The organism is Mucilaginibacter mallensis (genome assembly GCF_900105165.1).
In the GTDB taxonomy this organism is placed as follows: Bacteria; Bacteroidota; Bacteroidia; order Sphingobacteriales; family Sphingobacteriaceae; genus Mucilaginibacter; species Mucilaginibacter mallensis.
Genome location: NZ_LT629740.1, coordinates 3590056 through 3615042, shown reverse-complemented (window position 1 = coordinate 3615042; position 24987 = coordinate 3590056). Strand labels below are relative to the sequence as shown.

Sequence of the window (24987 nt, the reverse complement as noted above, 5' to 3'; positions counted from 1 at the left end):
TGAAAGAATGACAACGAAGCTAATGACCCAATGACCAATGACACGAAGTAAAATGACTAATGACTAAAAGAAATGATAAAGAACTATTTTAAAATTGCATTCCGTGGTTTTTGGCGGCATAAGCTGTTTACGCTGATAAATGTTATAGGCCTATCCATAGGTATCAGCGCTGCGCTGGTAATTTACCTCATCGTTCATTTTGACTTTACGTTTGATAAGTTTCAGCCCGATAACAATCGCATTTATCGCGTGGTAACCAACTACTCTTATTCGGGCGAGGCAGGTAACAACAGTGGTGTTTGCGGTCCGTTGCCGGAAGCCGTAAAAAGCCAGGTTACCGGCGTTGAAGTAACGGCTGCTTTTTATTCTTTATATCAGCCCAATGTTTTTGTTCCCGGTATTAAAAATGTACCGGTAAGGTTTAAGAATCAGGATAACGTTGTACTTGCCGACGCTCAGTATTTTAAAATAGTTAATTATAAATGGCTGGCCGGTTCGGCTGCAACTGCATTAAGCGCGCCTAATCAGGTGGTATTAACTTCCAATCAGGCAAAAAAATACTTCCCAACGCTTTCGTATGATCAAATAATGGGTAAGGTAATTACCTACGATACGTTAAAAACCGCGGTTACAGGTATTGTACAAACCATAAGCGATAATACCGATTTTGCCTTTCATGATTTTATCTCCTACAGTACAAATGCGGCTAATAAAGATCTGAAAGATCAGCTTCAGCTAACCCAATGGACTAATACCAACTCTTCATCGCAGCTATTTATAAAGTTATCGGCCCAAAGCAATGCACCACATGTAGAAAAGCAGTTGAACGATCTGCTTAAAAAGAACTCAAAACCATCTAAAGATTATACCCAGAATTTTAGCTTGCAGCCATTAAGCGATCTGCATTTTAATGAAGCCTATGGCAACTTTGATGGTGGGCGTACTGCAAGTAAAACCACATTGTATGGTTTACTTGCCATAGCAGCTTTTCTTTTGGTGCTTGGCTGTATAAATTTTGTGAATTTAACCACAGCGCAGGCAACGCAAAGGGCTAAGGAGATAGGCATCCGTAAAACAATGGGCAGTAGCCGCAGGCAGCTTATATTTCAATTTTTAAGCGAAACGTTCTTTATCACCTTAATTGCAGTTATAATTTCGGTTGCAATTACTCCATTAATACTAAAGCTATTTGCTGATTTCATCCCGGCGGGTATAAAAGTCGATCTGTTATTCAAACCCGGGCTGGTTGTGTTTTTGGTGATATTAACAGTAGTTGTAAGTATTTTGTCGGGATTTTATCCTGCCATATTATTGTCGGGTTATAAACCGGTTACAGTCCTTAAAAATCAGGCCGCTTCAAATAGCAGTAAAACCCGGAGCGCCTACCTGCGCAAATCATTAACAGTTACCCAATTTATAATAGCGCAGTTTTTCATAATGGCGACTATATTGGTCAGCAAGCAAATTTACTACGCCTTACATAAGGATCTTGGCTTTAAAAAAGACGCAATTATAATTATAAGTACGCCATGGAAGGCCCTGCGATCAAATCAAAAGCAGGTATTCCTTAACAAGCTGCATTCTATACCGCAGGTAGCGATGGTGAGCGTGGGCGGCGCTGCTCCCTCGGCGGGTGTTACCATTTCGACCGAAGCAACGTATAAGAATGGCAAACACGAGATAAAAACCGATGTACAGCAAAAATTTGCTGATGAGAATTATCTTAAAGTTTACCATATAAAATTGCTTGCCGGCCGTAACCTGCAACAATCGGATACGACCAAAGGCTTTTTGATCAATGAAACCTATGCAAAAGTTTTAGGGTTCAAATCACCCGCCCAGGCTGTAGGTAATTTTCTGGATTATAACGGTACCAGCACAAAAATGCAGATTGTGGGTGTTGTTGCCGATTTTTATCAGAAATCATTACGTACACCAATTAAGCCTATAGTGATTGTAAGGGGAAATGGTATTTATAACAATGGCACTTTCCACATCGCATTAAAACCTGAAACAGCGGGTGGGGGAGAGTGGAAAAAAGCAATTGCACAAATGGGCATATACTGGAAAGAATCGTACCCGGATGATGATTTTGATTACCAGTTTTTTGATGATAACATTAAAAAGTTTTATGAAAGCGAGCAGCATACCTCAACCTTGTTAGCATGGGCAACCGGCTTATCTATATTTATTAGCTGCCTGGGTTTATTGGGCTTAGCTATTTATACAACCAACCAGCGTACCAAGGAGATTGGCGTCCGAAAAGTACTTGGCGCATCTGTGGCGCAGATAGTAACCTTGCTCTCAACAGAAATGATATTACTTATACTACTGGCATTTATAATTGTAACCCCTGCAACCTGGTGGGCTATGAACAAATGGATGCAAAGTTTTGCCGATAGAACCTCCATCAGCTGGTGGATATTTGCCGCAAGCGGCGCAGGCATGCTGATACTGGCTGTATTTACATCAGGTTTTCAAACGGTAAAAGCGGCGGTGGCAAACCCGGTAAAAAGTTTGAGATCGGAATAGTCATTGTGTCATTAGGTCATTGAGTCATTAGTTTTATTGCAGATGAGATGACCAAATCACAGCGCAGCGAATGACCCAGTGACCAATAACGAGAAGCAAAATGAACCAGTGAACAAATAAACTAACATGATAAAGATCAACCTGAAATTAGCTATAAGGAATATATTCCGGAATAAATTATATTCTGCAATAAACATTATTGGGCTTAGCGTGGCCAGCGCGTTTTGCATACTGGTTTATTTGTATGTAAAGAACGAGCAGTCGTTTGATGATTTTCATAAGGATGGCGATAGGTTATTCAGAGTTGAGGAATCGGATGTGTTTTCAGGATTACGTAATACTGAATCGAAGAAAAGTTTTTTTTCATTCCTAACACAGGATGCGGATCAAAAGAATATGATACAAACACCGGTAGTGTTTGCACCTGATCTGAAAAGGAATTTTCCTGAAATTGAGAATGCAATACGTATAAGACCATTGTACAATCCAATTATACGTGTAGGCAATCAAAGTTTTAAGGAGAGTGATCAAAGCTCAGCATATGTTGATCCTGATTTTTTTAGGGCATTTGATTTCCCGTTGGTAAAGGGTAATAAACAATCGGTGCTATCAGGTCATAATTCTGCTGTAATAAGTGAGCAGTTTGCTAAAAAGTATTTTGGGAATGATAATCCGGTTGGTAAAACTTTAAATATTACCAGCGAAGGGTTGCTGGTAAATGTAACCGGTGTTGCTAAGGCTTTTCCGGATAATTCAAGTTTTAAATTTGATGTAATTATTACCCGAGAAGCAGATGCTGATTATGCAGATGAATTAAAAAGGGGGGTAGAAACTTTCAGCGATTTACTGGTTGTGAGGTTAGCAAAAAACACCAATGTTGCTGCTTTTCAAAAAAAGCTTAATGCCTTTGCGCCAAAGTACTTTAAATCGCTGACTGATGAGATGGCTAAGAATGATCCCAAAACTAAGCCGGCACCTTTTCTGGTATTTTTAAGGCCGTTTGCCGATGCGCATTACAATCAAAGCCGGGGCTGGAACCATTACACAGACCTGAAGAATATTTACCAGTTGGTTTGCCTGGCCATAGTTATTTTATTGATAGCTTGTTTAAATTATGTGCTGCTAACACTTACCAGTGCCATATCGCGCTCACAGGATGTTGGCGTTCGTAAAACTATAGGGGCAGGGCGCAGGCAAATTGTATTGCAATATTACACCGAAACACAATTACTTGCTTTTATAGCTGTTATTGTTGGGTTTATGGTAGCTGTAACCTGTTTGCCATTTTTCAGCAGCTTAACAGGTTCGGTATTAAATCTGTCGGCATTTTCAATAAGTAATTTAATATTGATGTTATTACTGTTGTCAATTACATTAGGGGTGCTGGCTGGTATTTATCCTGCTTTGGCTATGTCTGGCTTAAAACCACTAAATATTATGCGTGGTTTTTCAACTTATCGCATAAGCCCGGTTTTATCAAAATGCTTAGTGGTTTTGCAATACAGTATTTGTATTATACTGGTGATCTCGGCATTGGTTATAAATAAGCAAATGCATTTTATAAGTGAAACCAGTATGGGTTTTGATAAAGACCAGATAATTGTATTGCAAAATCCCTATAGCTGGACCGACGAAAAAGACCGCGGCTCATTAAAAGAAAGGTTAACGCAATTTGTTGTAAGCCAACCTTATTTACAGGGGATAACCAGTACCTATTTTGATTTTGAGGGATATAGTACAAGCGGATTTATAATTAATGGTAAGCAGGTAGGGTTTCAGGAAATGGGAGTTGATTTTGATTATTTTAAATTTAATAAGATCCCGATTGTTGAAGGCAGGGACTTTTCAAGGGATATCGCAAGCGACAGTACCCGTATAAAACTTGTATCAGCACAAATGAATCCTCAAAGCTCACGTGTAAACCATAGTGTTGTTGTTAATGAAACATTGTACAATATGCTGGGCAAACCAAAGCTTGATGTACTTAATTACCAAATAGGTGGGATAATTATTGGTGTTTGTAAGGATTATCATACCGATGATCTCACAAAAAAGATAGAACCGGTATATCATCAAATTAGTGGTAACCCCGACGCATGGTTCTGGATAAAAATAAAAGCTGGGCAAAGTATACCAAATGCAATGGAAGATTTAAAACTGAACTGGAACAAGATGACGAACAATATGCCATTCAGCTATACTTTCCTTGATCAGGATGTGGCAAAAAGCTATGATGCCTACCAGCGCTGGATGACCACCATTACCACATCATGCATATTAGCCATCATTATTGCCTGTCTGGGTTTATTTGGGTTGTCGGGGCTTACTACTATCAACCGCACCAAGGAGATCGGTATCCGTAAAGTGCTGGGTGCATCTATCTACAACCTGTTCGTGATGCTTAACCGCGGAACTTTATTATTAGCGGCCGGTTCGTTTATTATAGCCTCACCTATAGCATTATATATGGTCCATGAATGGCTCGATAACTTTGCCTACCGCATAAAACCCGATTGGCTATTATTCGGTTCTGCAGGGCTGATAGCTATGCTTACAGCCATAATAGCCGTAAGTTACCACACCATTAAAGCCGCCATGGCCAACCCGGTTAAAAGCTTGCGGTCGGAATAGGTTTGTTCATTAGTTCATTGGTAATACGGCGGTAATAAATACACTAATTAAGCAAAGTGCTAAGACCAATGAACCAGTGAACCAGTGAACCAATGATGCGAAGCAACTGTATCATAACCGTACGCTCCATGTTACGTAAGCGAACAGTTTTTAGTTAAAGACTATCTATTAATGTATTGATAGTTAATGATTTATAACTTTGGTATGTTATTCAATCTAATATTGCTAGATTCAGTAATTTAAAAATCAATAAATAATTAAATGTTATCACTTCAGCATATTTCAAAATACTACCAAAACGGCGGAAACAAGAACTTTGTAATTAATGATATCAGCCTTGATATTGATGAAGGCGAGTTTGTTTCTATTATGGGGCCATCAGGTTCGGGCAAATCAACGCTTTTAAACATCATCGGTATGCTTGATGAGCCTACAGATGGCTATCATTATTTTGTGAACGAAGCCGTGCATCAGCTTAAAGATAAACAGCGCTCGGCTTTGTATAAAAAATACATAGGTTTTGTTTTCCAGGCTTACCATTTAATTGATGAGCTTACCGTTTATGAAAACATCGAGACCCCGCTTATTTACCAGGATTTTAAAGGCGCTGAACGCAAGGCCATGGTGGCCGATATGCTTGACCGTTTTCAGATAGTGGGTAAAAAAGATCTGTTCCCTGCGCAATTATCAGGCGGCCAGCAGCAACTGGTGGGTATAGCACGCGCGCTGATAGCTAAGCCTAAATTATTATTGGCTGATGAGCCTACCGGTAACCTTAATTCAAAACAAGGTGAGGAGATCATGGACCTATTCAGGAAATTGAATAAAGAAGACGGCGTAACTATTATACAGGTAACCCACTCCGAAAAAAATGCAGAGTACGGCAGCCGTATCATCAATCTTTTAGACGGCAGGATAGAGTCATCAAAAAAATTCTGAGCAATTATAAAAATATCAACATAGAAATGTCATTCCGTAACTACATCATAATTTTTTTACTGGTACTCGGTTTTAACGCGCACGCGCAGCAACAAAGTAATATAATAACATTGCAGCAGTGTTTGGATACTGCTATAAAAAATAATTTAACCGTACAGCAAAGTGCCATAGCTGCCGAGCGGGCACGTATAGGTTATGTACAGGCAAAAGACAACCTTATACCCACTGTAAGCGGTGGCATATCACGTGAGTTAAGCACAGGCCGTGCAATTAACCCTGTTACCAATACTTATATCAACCAGGCGGTTACATCTGATAATTATGCATTATCTGGTGGCGTAACTGTATTTAATGGCTTGGCGCTTCAAAGCGCTATTAAACAGACCTCATTGGCCTATCAGTCGGGTAAAATGGCTTACCAGGCGGCAAAGGATATAGTTACGGTAACCGTTATAACCAGTTATCTGCAGGTATTGGATGCCGAGGCTATTTTAAATCAAACCAAAAGCCAGCTGTCGGTTGCCAAAGAAGGTGCCGATAGGGTGGAGATATTGGAAAAAGAGGGTGCTAATAAACTGGCATCGGATGTATACGATCAGCGAGGCCTGTTACAGGCAAGCAATGTTAATGTTGTAACGGCCCAAAACTCACTACGATCAGCTATGCTGAACTTATTCCAGGTAATGAACATACCATATAATCGCGACGCGGAACTACAGCCACTGAACGCGGAGGACCTGAGAGGGGACAAAGATGTTTTGCCAGATCAGGTATATCAAACAGCATTGGAGCAATTGGCAGATGTTAAAGCTGCAACCTTAATGCGCCAGAGTGCTGAAAAAGAGGTGAAATATTACAAAGGTCTGTTATTCCCGTCGTTGGCACTTGGGTATGGGGTAAACACAAACTACACTAATTCAAACCCTATCAGTTATACCAATCAGTTTAAGAACAACTATGGTACTTATGCGCAACTGGGCCTGAATATTCCCATATTCACCAACCATTTTAAAAAGAACCAGGTCTCATTAGCCAAACTTGATCTATTAAACTACAAGTATGTTGAGGAAAACACAAAAATAACTTTAAGACAAAATGTTGAACAGGCCTATTACAACATGATGGCTGCTTATAATAAGTACCAGGCGTTGGATGCAGAGTCAAAAGCATATTCTGAAAGCTTCAGGATCTCAAAGATCCGCTATGAGGCGGGAGTACTTACATCGGTTGATTATATCACCTCAAAAAATAACATGGATGCCGCTAACCTAAACCTTATCAGCGCTCGTTATGATTACTTTATCTACAGTAAAGTACTGGATTATTACCAGGGTAAATTGTCTTTTTAATTTTTTTAAACAAACTGTTTGCATTAATTAAAAATTTATACATTTATCCCAGATTTTACATCCAGATATCCGGTTTGTGTTAATAGATTTTAACATGAACCGGATATTTCCAGTTTATAGCGGTTTGTTATCTCAAATGATAATTTATATCGGCAGGCAAACACAAAAATCCCATTTTCTTCGTTATTGTATAAAAACATCCCTATGAAAAAAATAATACTTACACTGCTTATCTGTTCAGTTTTTACAGGTTTTGCCTCGGCACAAGTTATACCAAACTTTGAGTTTGGTGTTAAAGGCGGTATGAATTTAGCCGCTTTTCCGCAGAGCGGCGTTTTTAACAACAGCAACCAGGCTGGTTATGTTGGCGGCGTGTGGGCCCGGTTTGGCGCACTAGGCTTTAATTTCCAACCGGAATTATATCTTACCGGCAAGGATGTTAATACTTCTTATTCAGACAATAACCAGGTATATACCAATAAGGTGAAATTTACCAGTCTTGATCTGCCCTTGTTGTTTGGTGGTAAAATAGGAGCCTTTGGCTTTGGCGCCAGGTTTTATACCGGCCCGGTAGTATCATTCGCCATAAATAAAGACCAAACACTTTCTGATGCGGCGCATAACGCAGGTACACTTGAATTTAAAAATCAAAACTACGCATGGCAATTCGGTGGCGGGGTTGATATCAGGAGCCTGTCGATAGACTTACGCTATGAAGCCGGTTTAAATAAGGTTGCATATGGTTCAGCGGATGATTCTCATACCCGTATTAACCTGTTTAGCCTCACCCTGGCTTACAAACTATTCTCGCTTTAGGGCTTTTTTAATTGGTATAAATGTAGATAAAGTGTAATATATACAGTTATTGTAAATAATTATTACATTTGTGCAACCATTTATACCAATTATTAAACAATATATCCCCTAAAAATGAAAAAAGCTACATGGCTTAGCGCTCTTGTATTGTTATTTTTGAATGTTAGCTGTTCAAAAAATAACGGTTCTGCACCAGCGCAAACTACTACAACAGCTACTTATAAATCACCTGTTGTTGCCTCAACTTTTGCTAAAGGGGCTGATATAAGCTGGATTACACAGATGGAGGCGTCAAACTATAAGTTTTACGATAAAACCGGTAAGCAGCAGGATCTTTTTGCTTTAATGAAAAGTATTGGTATGAACTCCATCAGGCTTAGGGCATGGGTAAACCCGACTGGTGGCTGGTGTAATACCGCTGATCTGGTAGCGAAAGCAGTACGTGCTAAAAACGCCGGCATGAAGATACTGATCGATTTTCACTATAGTGATACCTGGGCCGATCCCGGTGACCAAAACAAACCGGCTGCATGGGCAAGCCTTGCCTTCCCCGACCTGGTAACAGCCCTGCATGATTATACTGTGCACGTAATGGATACCCTGCAAACCAATGGTATAACACCTGATTGGGTGCAGATAGGTAACGAAACAAGTAATGGTATGCTTTGGGATGATGGCAAAGCATCAACCAATATGGCAAATTTTGCCGCGTTGGTGCTTAGTGGTTATAATGCGGTTAAATCAGTAAGCAGTACAACAAAGGTTATCGTTCATTTAGCAAACGGTTATGATAACACTACCTATCAATGGTTATTTGACGGTTTAAAGGCCAATGGTGCTAAATGGGATATCATCGGTATGTCCTTATACCCAACAACTGCCAATTATGGTACTTTAGATGCCCAGTGTTTAACCAATATAAATGCTATGGTAGCTCGGTACAGCACCCCGGTAATGATAGTAGAGGTAGGCATGGAAGCTGACCAGCCACAAACCACGCGCGATTTCTTAACGGATATTATCACCAAAGTAAACGGTGTTGCAAACGGGCAAGGTCTGGGCGTATTTTACTGGGAGCCTGAAGCCTACAATTGGCTAAGTTATGGCTTGGGTGCTTTTGATACTACAGGAAAGCCAACTGCTGCTTTGGATGCTTTTGCTAATTAAGCGGTAAGCGCGGTAATTAAAAAAGCCAATCCAACACAGAGCGTAAAGCCAATCATATACATAAATGATGCACCTGTTAGCTTGGTAATTGTTCGCCATGTGCTGCGTTGGTAAACAACTTTTAATGACCGGTATATATACCAGATAGTAGTAATTGTTGCGAATAAATTAAGCCAGCTTGTTACGCCTTTCCAGCTTGCCGGGTATATCCATTCCAATACCATTATGATGGTTAGAAAGAGGAATAAAAAGCAATGCAGGTGAAATGAATAGATCAGGTATTCAACATAATATTTCTTGTTGTTCCAGAATGTTATCATCAGTATTAATGCGCACAATGGCAGCATCAGGAACATCATTTTGGGTATGTTGTGTTTAAATTGCTCAACAATTACCTCCTTGGTACGTTCGCCATACTCTGCCTTGTAGGCAAATGCCTTTTTATTATACAACTGCAAAAAAATATCGTCTTGTTTGTCCTCAGGGAGTTTTTGTTGTGCTGATAAGTAAGCATTGTAGCTAGTATCGTTACTTTTTGGCGATAGAAAGTATTTTGATGAATTAGCATCATCATCAGTAATTATGATCTTCCCATTCTTCTGGTTACCTTTTTTTAGCTCACTGATAGCTTCGTTTTTTGCAAAAGCAGGGATATCTGGATCTTTTTCAATAGAATCGATCAACAATTGAACATCGGTTGATTTAGCGGGAATTACATGATTTACTTTTACCGGATTATGCCCGGTTTGAAAAAGCACTATGAAATAAACCAGACTTATAAAAATATACATTTTTACCGGGTGCAGGTAACGTGCGCGGCGGCCTGCCAAATATTCAGTAGTAAGAAACCCTGGTTTAAAGAAAAGTGGTTTTAGGGTATGAAAAAACTGATCATCGAAGTGGAAATAGTCGCTTATGGTATGGCTCATCATATGGCCAAAGCTTTCCTTTATCTCCAGGTTCTCCTGGCCGCAATTATAACAGAATTTACCTTGCAGTGTAGTTCCGCAATTAAGACAATCGTTTTCTTTACGGTAATGTTTTTTCATGGTTTAATTATGCATGTTGTATGGCATGTTCAAGCGCGGCATTATGTTTATATCTGAATACAAATGGAAATATAATAGCTATAACCAGGGCATATGCTGCAAAGCAAAGCCATATGCCCTGCCAGTTTTTAGTATGATCGGCCATGGTGAAAAACTTATCAATTATTACTCCGCTTGTAAAACTGCCGAACAATGCCCCAAAACCATTCACCATCATCATAAACAGCCCTTGCGCGCTGCCCCTAATTTCGGGAGTTGTTTGTGTTTCAACAAATAATGAGCCCGAAATATTAAAGAAATCAAAGGCCATACCGTAAACTATACACGATAAAATGATCATCCATAGTCCACCTGCCGGATTGCTAAACGCAAAAAGACCAAAACGCAATACCCAAGCCAGCATACTGAATAACATCACGTATTTAATGCCGAATTTACGCAGGAAGAACGGAATAGCCAGGATAAACAATGTTTCAGATACCTGCGATATAGACATAATAATAGCCGGATATTTTACTGCGATAAGGTCCTGGTAAGCAGGTACGTTTTTAAAATCGTGTATGAAGGTATCACCGTATGCGTTTGTAAGCTGTAAAGCTGCGCCCAATAGCAGGGAGAATGCAAAAAAGATGGCAAATTTCGGGATCTTAAACAATGCGAAAGCATTTAAACCTAATAGGTTAACAAACGACTTGTTACTTACCTTGCTTAAAAGCGGCGGACATTTTGGCAATGTAAAAGAATATATGCCCAATGCAAGTGCGACTGCAGATGCGATATAAAACTGGTTTACAGAGGTTTCGTTATGTGAAAGGCTTACTACCCAAAGCGCTGCTATAAAGCCAATGGTGCCCCATATGCGTATAGGAGGGTAGTCTATTACCACATCCTTATTACTGCCTTTTAAAGCCGCATATGCAACTGTTATTGATAACGACAGCGTTGGCATGTAGAAGATCATATTAAGTAATATCACCCAGAAAAATGTGGTTGGATCTTTTACCAGCGGCAGACTGGATAAAGTTAATGCACCTAAAATATGCAGTATTCCGTAGAGTTTTTCAGCGTTTATGAACCGATCGGCAATAATACCGGTGAGGGCAGGCATAAATATGGCTGAAATACCCATGGTGGAGAAAATAGCCCCGAATTGTGCGCCCGACCAACCCTTATTTTGAAACCAATAGGCCCCAATTGTAAGTAACCAAGCTCCCCATATAAAAAATTGCATGAAATTCATCAGTATTAAGCGAAACTTAATATTCATATGGAGCCCAGTTTAGTAAATCTTGTTCAGTTAAAAATTAATGACGGAAAATAGAGAAATTATTTGATAATGTGAAGCTTTGAAAATGCAGGTCACAATTTTCAAATTACTAAATCTTCAAATCAGCTTGTTTTCAAATCAAGAAGCTTTTCTTCTGTTCAGCTCATCGCGGATTTTGGCGGCCTTTTCGTATGCCTCTTCAAAAAGGGCTTCCTGTAGCTTTGATTTTAGTTCATCGGTACTTAATGAATTGAATCCACCGGTAGCACCCCCGCTGGCAGCAGTAGCTGTTTTCTCTTCAGGTGTTTCGTTGATGTTCTCCAGGTAAACAAAATCGTTGCCCTCAATCACTATGCCCGCTGTTGAAAGGATAAATTCATAGGTATAGATCGGACAGTCGAACCTAACCGCCACCGCAATAGCATCAGATGTGCGTGCATCAATCTCCACTGTTTTTTTACCATCAGAGCAGATGAGTTTTGAATAGAAAATGCCATCAACCAGGTTATAAATAATAATTTCCTGTATAACAATGTGGTAAGCATCAGCAAAACTTTTAAACAGATCATGGGTAAGCGGCCTGCTTGGCGTCATCTTCTCAATCTCTATAGCTATGGCCTGGGCCTCAAAGGCGCCTATAATAATGGGCAAACGGCGGCGGCCGCTAATCTCACCCAAAACTAAAGCATACGCACCGGATTGGGTCTGACTGTATGACAACCCAACTATATCCAGCTTAATTTTTTTCATGTTATTGCCCATCACAACAAACCCTTTTATTATGAAGTTTTATATTTTTTAACTGTTGCTAATTTTGGTATTACATCAAAAGCATCGCCAATAATACCGTAATCTGCATCGCTAAAAAATGGTGCTTCAGTGTTTTTATTTTTTGAGGAATTGATTTTTGTTAGGGGAGTTTTTGGCCCCGCAATTCCTATTGCAATATACAAATTTGTGCTGATTGAAATATGAGTTTGTGCAACATCTTCAATGTGTGATTGCCAACCGTGATACGGATTCAATATAAATTGCGACGCGGTGGTATTAAATTGCGTGTTATTATTAGTAAAGGCTATTTTTGTGGAGGCATCAGGAACATTACTCATACATACCATGATCTTCATCATAAATGGTTTTTTAAAGGTAAATGTTGAAATCCTAAATAAATTATTCCGTATTTGTTTGCTAATGCGGATGTTATTATACAATGGGTTTGTGCAAATTTAATTAAAAAAGAGAGAGTTTAAAATGCAGATGAGCAGATTAGAGAAGCTACTGGAGTTTATTAAAAATGAGCCTGAAGACGAGTTTTTAAAGTATGCGCTGGCTACAGAATACCTTCGCCTTAATGATACCGCAAAGGCGCTTGAATACTATGAAGACCTGGTAAATAATCACCCTGGTTATGTGGGTACTTATTACCATTTAGGTAAGTTATATGAGGCGCTTAACCGTAAGGAAGATGCCATTGCCACCTATGAAAAGGGGATGAAAACCGCACGTGAAAAACGGGACAATCATGCATTATCAGAATTGCAGGCGGTTTATAATGAACTGGCAGGAGTTGAGGACGACGATGATGACTACTAGCCGGTTGTCATTTCGACCAGAGGGAGAACTTTCTCTTGAGCAGGAATTGCCTGGGTTGTGTGAGCGAAAAAATCTTCTGCAACATACAAAGCGAACTATACAAGGCGAAGAAGTTTTCTCCTCGTACCTCGTTCGAAATGACAAGAAGGTCGAAACGACAATAGGGGTTAAGATTTTAAATTAATTTACCTTGAGCAGACGGGAACTTTTATTCATTCGCGATTCCATCATCTACACCTTCACTTCCTTTGGTGGTCCGCAGGCGCATATTGCTATTTTGCTGCGCGAATTTGTTGAAAAACGTAACTACATCAGCGAAGAGGAATTGATGGAGCTACTGGCGCTTAGTCAGCTGTTGCCGGGCCCGTCATCTACCCAGACCCTGGTAGGTATTGCCTGGAAAGTAGGAGGGTTGCGCCTGGCCATCATCACTTTTTTAATTTGGATATTGCCATCGGCTACGGTGATGTGTTTAGCAGCAATCAGTTATGAAATGTTTGAGGGGCGGGCTAAATTTACTGAGGTATTAAAGTTTATACAGCCCATTGCTGTTGGTATTGTTGCTTATGCTACCTATACGTTTGCTACAAAGTTCCTCAAAACAAGGGTGAGCGTTATGCTGGCCATAGGCTCACTTATAGTTACGCTGATACTGCAAAACCCATATGCGTTCCCTATACTGATCTTATTAGGCGGCATCATATCATCCGCAATGGAAACCCAGCCACAGGAAAATGAACTGCGGACAAAACTTTTTGCCAATGTAAACCCTAACAAAGTGGCGTACTTTATTGGTATTTTGCTATTCTTCGCGGTATTGGGCGCTATCATCAATCAAACTTCACCATTCAGTTTACCTATACGTTTGTTTGAGAATTTTTACCGGAATGGTATCCTCATTTTTGGCGGTGGACAAGTATTGGTACCCCTAATGTACACCGAGTTTGTTGGTGTAAAGCACTATTTAACCAGCTCCGAATTTCTTTCGGGATATGCCTTACAACAGGCCTTACCGGGACCTACATTTTCCTTTACCTCTTTTTTAGGGGGGATCACCTTAGGTAATAAAGGTTACGGTATTGGCGGGCAGATAATAGGCAGTATTGTGGCTGTTATTGGCATTAATTTGCCGGGTTTGATACTTATCTTGTTCATCGTCCCTTTTTGGAATGATCTGAAAAAAATAACGCTGATAAAAAACTCGCTGAGCGGCATTAACTCCGTTGCGGTGGGCTTTATGGCAACAGCATTTATACTCCTTGCCCGGCCTTTTGGTACCGAGTGGCTATCTTATGTATTAATGTTAGGTACGGCTTTGTTGCTTTATTTTACTAAGATAAAAACACCGGTAGTTATTATTATTGGGATAGTACTGGGCTTGATATTTTAGGCCGGGTGAAAGTTGCAAACTTTCACCCGGCCTGTAGGCTTCAGTCGCAGACTGAAGTCAGTGGTATTCTTTATGCTAGTCAAAAGTTCCCCCTTCAGGGGGCTAGGGGGTTAAAACGGTGCTTCATCATCAATATCATCCATACGCGATGGCCTGATAATAAAGTTGCTTGGCTTATCAAAATCCTGTGATGGGTTTAAGCCCGCAAACGGACTAGCCGCCGATGGGAAGCCGTCCATGCCCTGGTCAAGATCGATGAATTTAACAAATTTGCCTACAAATTTTAAACGTACTGTGCCTGTTTCGCCATTACGGTGCTTGGCTATAATTACTTCGCCTACGCCTTGTGTTGGCTGGCCATTTTCATCCTCGGTTAATCCGTAATATTCAGGGCGGTACAGGAACAATACCATGTCCGCATCCTGCTCAATAGAGCCCGATTCACGCAAATCTGATAGCATAGGCTTTTTAGAGCCACCCGGCCTGCTTTCAACTGCACGGCTTAATTGCGATAGTGCTATCACCGGTACATTTAACTCTTTAGCAACGGATTTTAGTGCTCTTGATATACTACCAATTTCCTGCTCACGGTTACCACCACCTTTACTATCAGACTTACCATGCATCAATTGCAGGTAATCGATGATGATTAACTGTATATCATGCTGCGATTTTAAACGACGGCACTTGGCCCTGAACTCAAATATATTTAGTGCCGGGGTATCATCAAGTATCAGCGGAGCTGCCTCAAGCCTGCCTATTTTGGAGTGGATCTGCTGCCATTCCCATTCCTCTAAAGTTCCTTTACGTATCTTTTCCTGCTCAATTTCGGTTTCACCTGATATTAAACGATTAACCAATTGAACTGACGACATCTCGAGCGAGAACACAACAACCGGTTTATCAAACTCAACTGCAGCATTACGGGCGCAGGTAAGTACAAAGGCTGTTTTACCCATCGCAGGGCGGGCAGCGATGATCACCAGGTCGGATTTTTGCCAGCCCGAGGTCATGCGGTCGAGATCGGTAAAGCCGGAAGGCACACCTGTTAATCCATCCTTTTTATCTTTAAGGGCTTCAATCTCCTTTAAAGTTTCATGCATCAGGTCGTCCATCTTGCGCGAATCACGGCGCAGGTTGTTTTGGGCGATCTCGAAAAGATTTTTTTCTGCCTTATCCAACAGATCGAGTACATCGGTAGTATCCTCGTATGCACTTTGGATAACTTCGGTAGAGATTCGGATCAGTTCACGCTGTATGAATTTTTGGATGATAATACGCGCATGGAACTCAATATTTGCTGCCGATGCAACACGGTTGGTAAGCTCGGTTATGTAATAAGCGCCGCCTATCATCTCTAATTCGCCTAACTGGCGCAAATGGGCGGTTACCGTAAGTATATCTACCGGTGATGATTTTTCAAATAGCTGGTGGATAGCATGAAATATCTTTTGGTGTTTATCTACATAAAAAACCTCGGGTTTTAAGATGTCAATAACAGATGATAAGGCATCTTTTTCCAGCATCAATGCGCCTAGTACAGCCTCTTCCAGATCTATCGCCTGAGGGGGTAATTTCCCCAGCCCGCTAAATGGCGTAGGATTAGTGGGGCGGCCTCTGCGCTCACCTGTATTCTGATTGTAATTAGGTTTATCGTTCTCAAAAATCATCGGACAACAAAAATATATAAAATGTTATATGTATTGTTTTTTTAAGAAGTTAATATCTGTTTTGGCAGGCAACAGCGGTCATTAACAACTACATAAATTTGAGCATCGGTAATTAACAAAGCTTGTTGGTAAAAACACTTTTATAAACAGCGGATTGTTAATAAAGTGTTAATGTGTTGTGATATGCTTTGATTGTCAATTACTTAAAACCATGTGAATAAAGATACGAAATGTTAATTAAATAAAAAAAACCAAATTGGCACACGAGTTCAATAAGTGCTTAATCAATTAATATAGCTACTTTTGGGGCTTAAACAGATGGGTTATATGGAATTTAGGATGTTAGAAAATAGTGGATATTTTCCGGCTCAAAGCTCATATCTCACATCTCAAATTAGAAAAGGAAATGACATTTAATTCGAGGCCTGTACGCGAGAGTAATCAGATGGTTTTTGGCATTCGCGCGGTTGTTGAGGCTATCCGGTCGGGTAAGGAAATTGAGGCTTTGTACATACAAAGAGGTATTGGCGGCAGCCTGCTTAATGAGTTGCGGGAACTTACTGTTGAGTATAACATTACCCCCCAGCAGGTCCCGGTTGAAAAGCTGAACCGCCTCACTATGAAGAACCATCAGGGTGTGGTCGCTTTTATTTCACCAATTATTTATCAAAAGGTTGAAGATATTATACCGCAGGTGTTTGAGAAAGGGGAGGTGCCCTTAATTTTAGTGCTTGATGCTATTACCGATGTACGCAATATGGGCGCCATTGCCCGCACCGCCGAATGCGCGGGTGTACACGCCATTGTTATACCTGCGAAAGGCTCGGCACAGATCAACCCCGATGCCATAAAAACCTCGGCAGGGGCATTGTATAAGATCCCGGTTTGCAGGCACGATAACTTTATGCAAACGGTAAAATTTCTGCAGGAATCTGGTCTGCAACTGGTATGCTGTACCGAAAAAACCAAAGAAGATATTTATGCGCCAGATTATACCTCGCCCACAGCCATTATCATGGGGTCGGAGGAAGACGGTATTCGCAATGAGATCATCAGAATTTCCGATCACCTGGCAAAGATCCCTATGTTTGGCGAAATTGAATCATTGAACGTATCGGTATCAACGGGCGTGATTTTATACGAGGCGATAAGGCAGCGCGGGTTAAAAGCTAATTAAATAGTTTCGCTTATTTTAATGTTTGTGTTACTGATTTTATTATGATTACAATAGTTAAACGGGCAGGTATTTTGTTGGGCCTATGTATGAGCCTCAATGTTGCCTATGCACAAACTGAAATTACAGCTAATGACGCTCCAAAATATATTGGAAAAACAGTTGACTTTTTGGAGATGGTCAGCAAGGTGAATTTTGACCCCGCTTCGAGAATCTGTATTATAACCTTTCCTGATCCACGCGTAAGAGAAAATAGCCCCGAAATAAGTATTGTTATCCATAATGTGCAGGGTGCAAAGCATATTCATTGGCTACGGTCTTTAGCAGGCAATTGGCTCAATGTTCACGGTAAACTGCTGATTCACAATGGTAAATTTATAATCAATGGTGACGATCCTCATACTAAAATGAGTGTCTTTTATGGGTCAATAGATCCTGCACCCATAGATCCTGGTCCACCACCGCCAGACACCTCTCATCATAAATAATACATAAAAATAGCGATGGGTTTCAAACCCATCGCTATTTTAGTTTTCAATCAGTTTTTTGATTGAAAACTAAATATACTTCGTCCCAAACTTCTGTTTCACATCAGCCACAACCTGTTTAATATTTTGCTCCTGGTCGCGGGGGCAAATGAGGAGGGAGTTGTTTGATTCTACAACGATATAGTCGTGCAAGCCCTGTAATATCACCAGTTTTTCGCCGGGTACGTTAACCATGCAGTTGGATGAATCATACATGATTACTTTTTCGGCTGGAATAACAGCGTTGCCTACATAGTCCTTATCGGCAAGATCATATATAGAAGCCCAGGTGCCCAGGTCGCTCCAGCCAAATTCTGATGGAAGCACGTACACGTTATCAGCTTTTTCCATTATGCCGTAATCGATTGATATGTTGGTGCATTGCTGGTAAGCGGTATGGATATGCTTTTTCTCGTTTTCTCCATTGTAAAATGCGCGTGCTTCAACAAAAATCTCATTCATATCAGGCAAATATTGGCTAAAGGCTTTAACAATAGCCTTAGCCGACCATACAAATATGCCCGCGTTCCATAAAAAATCGCCGCTTTGTAAAAAGGTTTTGGCTATTTCAAGATTTGGCTTTTCTGTAAAGGTTTTTACCTTATGAAAATCATTTTTAATAGTTTGATCCGTGTATTGGATGTATCCATAGCCTGTATCCGGTCGTGATGGTTTTATGCCCAGGGTTATCAGGTAATCATGCCCTGCCACGGCCTGCAACGATTTTTCAATACTGGTTATAAACGCCGGTTCATCCAAAATTAAATGATCTGATGGCGCAACAACTATGGCAGCATCAGGATTAAGGCTTTCAATCTTAAAGCATCCATAAGCAATGCATGGCGCGGTATTGCGCATTACAGGTTCAGTTAATATTTGGTTATCTGCCATATCAGGCAGCTGGCTTTTTACAAGGTGAGTGTAGTTTTCGTTGGTGACAACATAAATGTTTTCTTTAGGGCATACTTTTAAAAAACGCTCATAAGTGTTCTGTATTAAAGTTTTACCGGTGCCCAGTATATCAATAAATTGCTTTGGATGCGATGTTCTGCTGATTGGCCAAAAACGACTCCCGATGCCCCCAGCCATGATTATGGCATAATAATTTTTATTCATGTGTAGTAGAGAATTTTAATTGCTAAAGCGGTGGCAAATTTGAACAATATTCTGTGAAATAAATACTAAATAAAATTAAATGAACTAAAACTTGCACCAGCCATTCTTTAAAATAAATAATTGCTTAAAATGTTTTTTAAGTTTTATCATTTTTGTATAAAATTTTAAAGTAAACTCATCGTTAATTGATAAAAAAATGTTATTTTTAATTTTATTCTAAGAAATTGATAAGTAGATGATAGAGACCAAGAAGTCGCTTTTTGATAATCTCCAGAACTTTTTTGGGTTCGATAACTTTAAAGGAGAACAGGAAGCGATTATAACTAATATTTTAGCGGGGAACGATACGTTTGTGATTATGCCTACCGGTGGCGGCAAATCCATGTGTTATCAACTGCCCGCGTTAATGAGCGATGGAACAGCGATTGTGATCTCGCCATTAATTGCATTGATGAAAAACCAGGTTGATCAATTGAGAGCATTCGGCGGATCAGACAGCATAGCGCATTTCTTAAATTCGTCATTAACCAAGGCTGATATTGCAAGGGTTAAAGAGGATGTTTTAAGTGGTGTAACCAAACTATTATACGTTGCACCAGAGTCATTAACCAAACAGGAAAATATTGATTTTTTACGCCTGAACCATGTATCATTCGTGGCAGTTGATGAGGCGCACTGTATATCGGAATGGGGCCATGATTTCCGCCCGGAATACCGTAAAATAAGACAGGTTATCAGCAATATCGGCGAAAATATACCTATCATCGCCTTAACAGCAACCGCTACTCCAAAAGTTCAGCAGGATATTCAAAAAAACCTGCAAATGAACAATGCCACCATTTACAAATCATCATTTAACCGTGCAAACCTGTTTTACGAGGTACGTGCAAAACGTAACGTAATTAAGGAGATAGTAAAGTTTGTTAAGCAAAACCAAGGGAAATCAGGCATCATTTATTGCCTTAGCCGTAAAAAAGTTGAGGAAGTAGCCGAAGTGCTGAGCCTTAACGGGGTTAAAGCATTACCATACCACGCAGGCCTGGATCCTAAAGTAAGGGCTGATACACAGGATAAATTCCTGATGGAGGATGTAGACGTAATTGTGGCCACTATAGCCTTTGGTATGGGGATAGATAAACCCGATGTGCGTTACGTGATACACCACGATGTGCCTAAAAGCATGGAAGGTTATTACCAGGAAACCGGCCGTGCCGGGCGTGACGGCGGGGAAGGGGTTTGCGTAGCTTTCTATTCGCAGAAGGATATTGACAAGCTGCAAAAATTCATGAAAGATAAACCGGTTTCGGAACGCGAAATTGGTACCCAGATATTAAAAGAAGTTATTGATTACGCCGAATCATCAGTATGCCGCCGCAAGCAATTGCTGCACTATTTTGGTGAAAACTTTAACGAGGCCGGTTGTAATTGCATGTGCGATAATTGCAGTACCCACAAAGAGCACTTTGATGGCGAAGAGCAACTGCACAGGGCACTGAGCCTGATCAAACAGATAGGTGAGAAGTTCGATGATCACCACATCATCAGTGTATTGATGGGTCAGGATAACCCGCAGGTACATAACTACGGGCATCATTTGATCGATGCCTTTGGATCAGGTAAAGCCGATGGCGAAAACCTTTGGAACTCGTTGTTAAGGCAGGCCTTGCTGAATAATTTTCTTTCAAAGGATATTGACCAGTACGGTTTGTTGCGCTTGACCCGCACAGGCCACGCGTTTTTAGATAACCCATACAGCATCCGTTTTATATTGAACACACCTATTGAGGCTACGGATGATGATGACTCGGAAGATGGGCCAAAACAGGGTGGGGGCGCTTTGGATACAGAGCTGTTGCAAATGCTGAAAGACCTGCGTAAAAAGCTGGCTAAGCAAAAAGGATTGCCTCCGTTTGTTATCTTCCAGGATCCGTCATTAGAGGAAATGTGTACGCACTACCCGATTAATACCGAAGAGCTGAAACAGATTTCGGGCGTTGGGGCAGGCAAGGCACTAAAATTTGGTGCTCCTTTTGTTGATCTGATCAAGAAGTACGTTGAGGATAATGATATAGATCGCCCTATTGATATGGTGATCAAGAGTGCCGCCAATAAATCAGCGCTTAAGGTTTACATTATCCAGAATATTGACAGGCACTTGAACCTGGAAGACATTGCAGCTTCGAAAGGTTTGAGCTACGAAGAGATATTAAAAGAGATTGAAACCATAGTTAACTCAGGCACCAAGCTTAACCTTAACTATTATATCGACGAGGTAATTGATGAGGATAAGCAGGAAGAAGTATTTGATTACTTCCGCGCCGCTGAGATCGACTCAATAGATGATGCTTTGGTTGAACTCGGCAACGATGATTACACTCGTGAAGAGGTTCAGCTAATGCGCATAAAATTCATGTCGGAACTGGGGAACTAAGTTTAATTTTTGAATTAATGATATTTAAGGCCTTTAATTAAGTTTAAAGGCCTTAAATATTATATAGAATGCCATGCTGAACTTGTTTCAGCACCCCACATTTAGATATACGCCAAGCATACAGCTCAGCTTGTGGGATCCCGAAACAAGTTCGGGATGACGGTGCTTTTAGTTATCTTAGTAATAAATATCATCATTATGGCAGGCTACTCAAGCACACCACTTGCAAAGAAACTAGGTATAAAGCCCGGCTTTAATATCAGCCTTATTAATGCACCCGACTATTACTTTGAGCTGTTTACGGATCTGCCCGCTGACCTCATATTTGCCGATGACGACAAAAACTTTAAAAGGGATTTTATCCATTTCTTTACCCAGCTAAAAGACGAATACCTGGCTAACCTGTCCTTATTAAAGCAACAGCTTAAGCCAAATGGTATGATATGGGTATCATGGCCCAAGAAAGCATCAAAAGTTATTACAGATATTACGGAGGATATCATCCGGAATTATGCCTTAGAGATAGGCTTGGTTGATATTAAGGTTTGTGCTGTGGATGAGGTATGGTCGGGTTTAAAATTGGTTATACCGGTTAAAGACAGGTAATTTTCAGAATAATATCATCTTTACCCAAAAAAGTATAGAAGCAGGCCTAAAAGGCCATGTTATGATCATACAAATAGCTAACTTAGCTTATTATTAATATTTGTTATGCCTAAAATAGAACTTGCGCGCGTTAATGGCGACTGCGGCTTTGTAGCTACAGATGAAAATGGACATTCGGTTAAAATGGATAGTAACCCCCAAAGCGGAGGCCTTGATTTTGGTGTGCGCCCAATGCAAATGCTGTTAATGGGCTTAGGCGGCTGCTCGGCTATCGACGTGATCGGTATACTGAAAAAACAGCGCCAGGAAGTAAAAGATTATAAAATGATCATCAACGGTGATCGTGAGGCAGGCAAGGAGCCTTCTTTATGGAGCAATATTGATATTGAATTTCACCTTTATGGTAATATCGACCCTGATAAAGCCCAGAAAGCCGTTGAATTATCGGTAGATAAATACTGCTCAGTTGCTGCTACTTTAGAGAAAGCCGGCGCCGAAATTAAATACAAGGTGTTTGTGCATCCTGCAGCATAGTCTTCAAAAAATATCCATTTTTTTTATTGTTGATTTACAAATGCATAATATAGCTTATAGCTATATTATGCATTTGCTATGATATATTATCAAAATCATAATTTTAGTATGAAATTTTGATGAAATTAGCAATAAGCCTACAGAAGTGTATGTTTTTAAATTCATATTAACATATAGCTGGCTTTTTAAATAATTCCACTTAAATATATATTTCCGGGCGCTTTCACAAGTACTGATACCTATTGCATATCAGTGTTTTATCCGAAAAAGTCAACATTGATTTAACATTGAAAACTATCGCCAAAAGTGTTTGATGGCATTAATGTTGCCTTTAAGCGGGAAGTTATGTCCTAATAAAATCACGAGGGCACGACTCACTTAAATACATTATTATGAAATCAAATTTAAAAAAAGCCTCACTACTACTTACAGGAATAATGGTAGGTGGCAAACTTCTAGCCCAAACCCCTGACACTACAGCGTCAAAAAATTATGTAAAGCCTTTCTCTGATGGCAGCGCATTCCGCACGTGGTCAATAGGTGTTAACGGCGGTGTACTTACCCCATACACTGTGTTCGGTATTAAAAAACAAGACTTCCAGTCGCCGCATAATCAAATAGGGTACGGTGGTTATATTAAGGATCAGATTTTGCCGTCATTCGGTTTACAGGCCGATTTCCTTGCCGGTAAGGTTGCAGGTGCAGTTACACCAGCTGATCAGGTGAATGGAACGTATACCAGCTTCAATACCAAAATAAACTATTCGGTTGATCTGGCTGCTAACTTTACTTTAGCTAACATTAACTGGAGGCACGAGCAGGGTTATATACAACCTTACTTAACAGTAGGTGGTGGTTACATTGCTTATACACCAACCTTAACAACAGCAAGTGGCCCAACCAATGAAGGTAAACAACATGATTTCTTTATCCCGGTAGGTGCAGGCTTGAAATTTAACGTGGCCAATGGTGTAAACATCGATTTGGGTTACCAGGTTAATTTTGTTAATGCTGATAACTTTGATGGCAGCGTACAAGGCGCAACAAACGACAGGTTCGGTTATGGACACATCGGTTTAGAATTTGCACTTGGAAGCAGCAAAAAACCACAATTAGCTACACATAATCCGGTAGCATCAATGCGTACAGAATATTTAATGGATGAACAAAGATTACAAATACAAGTTAACCAACAGCAAGCTGCCAACCAACAATTAAGAAGCGACTTGAATGCTACTAACGCTAACTTAGCTAAATTTACAGTCGATTCTGATGGTGATGGCGTGCCTGATGTTTATGACAAATGCCCTAACACACCGGCAGGTACACCTGTAGATGGTTCAGGCTGTCCATTGAAAAAACCAGAAGTTAAGGTTTACGTAACGCAACAGGATAAAGAAGTTGTTAACCAGGCTGTAAGAAATCTTGAGTTTGATTTTGGTAAAGCGACAATCCGTGAACACTCAGATGAAAGCTTAAATAAATTAGCCCAACTTTTAGTTGCAAAAGGCTTTAACTTAAAACTGGCCGGTTATACTGATAATGTAGGTTCAGTTGCTGCCAACTTAAAGTTATCAAAAGCTCGCGCCGAAGCTGTTAAAACATACCTTGCACAACAGGGTGCTGATGCTTCAAAAATACAGGCAGAAGGTTATGGTAAAGCAAACCCAATAGCTACTAATGCAACTGATGCCGGTCGTCAAATAAACCGCCGTGTTGAATTTAGTATATATTAATAACCAGATTTATAAAAGAAAAAAGTGGCTCAATTGAGCCGCTTTTTTCTTTTATAAATTTCTTTGTTAGATACTGAAAAACTCGAATAAAGAACCAAAATAAGCATCGTTCCAGCCTTCGGTTATATCCTCATAATCACTATCCGGAATATTCGTATGCCTTAATTCTGCAGATGTGCCGTTTTTGTCTTCGTGAAGTTTAATGGTAACGATAGATTCAGCTTCCTGTCCATCAAAATACCATTGCTGTACTATTCTTTTGTTCTCTTCAAACTCGATGTTCTTACCAACGATGCTGCCATCCCACATAGAGAATTCTGATCCGGGTTCGGTAGTCATTTCCGCCGGTTCGCCGGTCCATAGCTCAATGGTTAATGGATTAGTTAAAGCAGTATAAATTTCCTCCGGAGCCGCCGGAAGAACGTAATATTTTTTAAAATCTTTCAAGTTGCAAATCTAA

At 40.2% G+C, this 24987-nt stretch carries 21 protein-coding genes; 14 read left to right on the top strand and 7 right to left on the bottom strand.

The genetic code is table 11. The features are described from left to right. The first annotated feature begins 72 nt into the window (after positions 1-72). The 6 genes from BLU33_RS14715 (at position 73) to BLU33_RS14690 (ending at position 9434) form a co-directional block, all read left to right on the top strand. Entirely contained in the window at positions 73-2532 is a 2460-nt protein-coding gene (locus BLU33_RS14715; RefSeq protein WP_091374349.1) for an ABC transporter permease, read from the top strand. Between the two features lie 126 nt (positions 2533-2658). Continuing rightward, positions 2659-5163, top strand: coding sequence for an ABC transporter permease (locus tag BLU33_RS14710; RefSeq protein WP_091374346.1), 2505 nt, complete (start codon positions 2659-2661; stop codon positions 5161-5163). Between the two features lie 261 nt (positions 5164-5424). Next, a complete protein-coding gene (locus BLU33_RS14705) occupies positions 5425-6102 on the top strand; it encodes an ABC transporter ATP-binding protein (RefSeq protein ID WP_091374344.1) in 678 nt (225 codons plus the stop codon). Positions 6103-6128: 26 nt separating this feature from the next. Beyond that, a complete protein-coding gene (locus BLU33_RS14700) occupies positions 6129-7451 on the top strand; it encodes a TolC family protein (RefSeq protein ID WP_091374341.1) in 1323 nt (440 codons plus the stop codon). Between the two features lie 204 nt (positions 7452-7655). After that, positions 7656-8267 carry a porin family protein gene (locus BLU33_RS14695; RefSeq protein WP_091374340.1) on the top strand — a complete coding sequence of 204 codons (612 nt, stop codon included), beginning with the start codon at positions 7656-7658 and terminating at the stop codon, positions 8265-8267. 114 nt (positions 8268-8381) lie between these two features. Beyond that, a complete protein-coding gene (locus BLU33_RS14690; protein ID WP_091374338.1) occupies positions 8382-9434 on the top strand; it encodes a glycoside hydrolase family 53 protein in 1053 nt (350 codons plus the stop codon). On the opposite strand, the gene BLU33_RS14685 is transcribed toward BLU33_RS14690, so the two are convergent. From BLU33_RS14685 to BLU33_RS25640, 4 genes are all read right to left on the bottom strand, one after another. Continuing rightward, the gene (locus BLU33_RS14685; RefSeq protein WP_091374335.1) at positions 9431-10483 is read right to left on the bottom strand and encodes a DUF3667 domain-containing protein; all 1053 of its coding nucleotides are present in this window, start codon (positions 10481-10483) and stop codon (positions 9431-9433) included. The two genes, BLU33_RS14690 and BLU33_RS14685, sit on opposite strands and share 4 nt — an antisense overlap. Before the next feature lie 7 nt (positions 10484-10490). After that, positions 10491-11750: a nucleoside permease gene (locus BLU33_RS14680; RefSeq protein ID WP_091374334.1), complete on the bottom strand. Its 1260-nt coding sequence runs from the start codon at positions 11748-11750 to the stop codon at positions 10491-10493. 138 nt (positions 11751-11888) lie between these two features. Beyond that, complete coding sequence (locus BLU33_RS14675) at positions 11889-12500, bottom strand: bifunctional nuclease family protein (protein WP_091380587.1); 612 nt, start codon at positions 12498-12500, stop codon at positions 11889-11891. A gap of 29 nt (positions 12501-12529) precedes the next feature. After that, entirely contained in the window at positions 12530-12880 is a 351-nt protein-coding gene (locus BLU33_RS25640) for a hypothetical protein (RefSeq protein ID WP_157682159.1), read from the bottom strand. Positions 12881-13001: 121 nt separating this feature from the next. On the opposite strand from BLU33_RS25640, the gene BLU33_RS14665 reads away from it, so the two are divergent. Together BLU33_RS14665 and chrA are read left to right on the top strand one after the other, a co-directional pair. Further along, a complete protein-coding gene (locus BLU33_RS14665; RefSeq protein ID WP_091374329.1) occupies positions 13002-13343 on the top strand; it encodes a tetratricopeptide repeat protein in 342 nt (113 codons plus the stop codon). 190 nt (positions 13344-13533) lie between these two features. Next, positions 13534-14733, top strand: a complete 1200-nt coding sequence (gene chrA / locus BLU33_RS14660; RefSeq protein ID WP_232009294.1) for a chromate efflux transporter — start codon at positions 13534-13536, stop codon at positions 14731-14733. A 110-nt stretch (positions 14734-14843) separates the two neighbouring features. On the opposite strand, the gene dnaB is transcribed toward chrA, so the two are convergent. Next, a complete protein-coding gene (dnaB, locus tag BLU33_RS14655; RefSeq protein WP_091374326.1) occupies positions 14844-16403 on the bottom strand; it encodes a replicative DNA helicase in 1560 nt (519 codons plus the stop codon). Positions 16404-16809: 406 nt separating this feature from the next. Here dnaB and rlmB point away from each other — a divergent pair, with 406 nt between their 5' ends. Both rlmB and BLU33_RS14645 read left to right on the top strand, forming a co-directional pair. Then, positions 16810-17580 (top strand): 23S rRNA (guanosine(2251)-2'-O)-methyltransferase RlmB, encoded by a 771-nt coding sequence (gene rlmB / locus BLU33_RS14650; RefSeq protein WP_091374324.1) that lies wholly within the window; start codon positions 16810-16812, stop codon positions 17578-17580. Between the two features lie 41 nt (positions 17581-17621). Then, the gene (locus BLU33_RS14645) at positions 17622-18065 is read left to right on the top strand and encodes a hypothetical protein (protein WP_091374321.1); all 444 of its coding nucleotides are present in this window, start codon (positions 17622-17624) and stop codon (positions 18063-18065) included. Between the two features lie 69 nt (positions 18066-18134). Here BLU33_RS14645 and BLU33_RS14640 read toward each other — a convergent pair whose 3' ends face one another. Next, the gene (locus BLU33_RS14640; RefSeq protein ID WP_091374318.1) at positions 18135-19220 is read right to left on the bottom strand and encodes a mannose-1-phosphate guanylyltransferase; all 1086 of its coding nucleotides are present in this window, start codon (positions 19218-19220) and stop codon (positions 18135-18137) included. Between the two features lie 238 nt (positions 19221-19458). Between BLU33_RS14640 and recQ the strand changes: the two genes are divergently transcribed. From recQ to BLU33_RS14620, 4 genes are all read left to right on the top strand, one after another. Further along, positions 19459-21651 carry a DNA helicase RecQ gene (recQ, locus tag BLU33_RS14635; RefSeq protein WP_091380581.1) on the top strand — a complete coding sequence of 731 codons (2193 nt, stop codon included), beginning with the start codon at positions 19459-19461 and terminating at the stop codon, positions 21649-21651. 198 nt (positions 21652-21849) lie between these two features. After that, positions 21850-22257 (top strand): DUF3052 family protein, encoded by a 408-nt coding sequence (locus BLU33_RS14630; protein WP_091374315.1) that lies wholly within the window; start codon positions 21850-21852, stop codon positions 22255-22257. Between the two features lie 105 nt (positions 22258-22362). Further along, positions 22363-22791: an OsmC family protein gene (locus BLU33_RS14625; RefSeq protein ID WP_091374312.1), complete on the top strand. Its 429-nt coding sequence runs from the start codon at positions 22363-22365 to the stop codon at positions 22789-22791. Positions 22792-23183: 392 nt separating this feature from the next. Continuing rightward, a complete protein-coding gene (locus BLU33_RS14620) occupies positions 23184-24527 on the top strand; it encodes an OmpA family protein (protein WP_091374310.1) in 1344 nt (447 codons plus the stop codon). A 66-nt stretch (positions 24528-24593) separates the two neighbouring features. Here BLU33_RS14620 and BLU33_RS14615 read toward each other — a convergent pair whose 3' ends face one another. Next, positions 24594-24974, bottom strand: coding sequence for an SRPBCC domain-containing protein (locus tag BLU33_RS14615; protein WP_091374306.1), 381 nt, complete (start codon positions 24972-24974; stop codon positions 24594-24596). Positions 24975-24987: the final 13 nt, after the last annotated feature.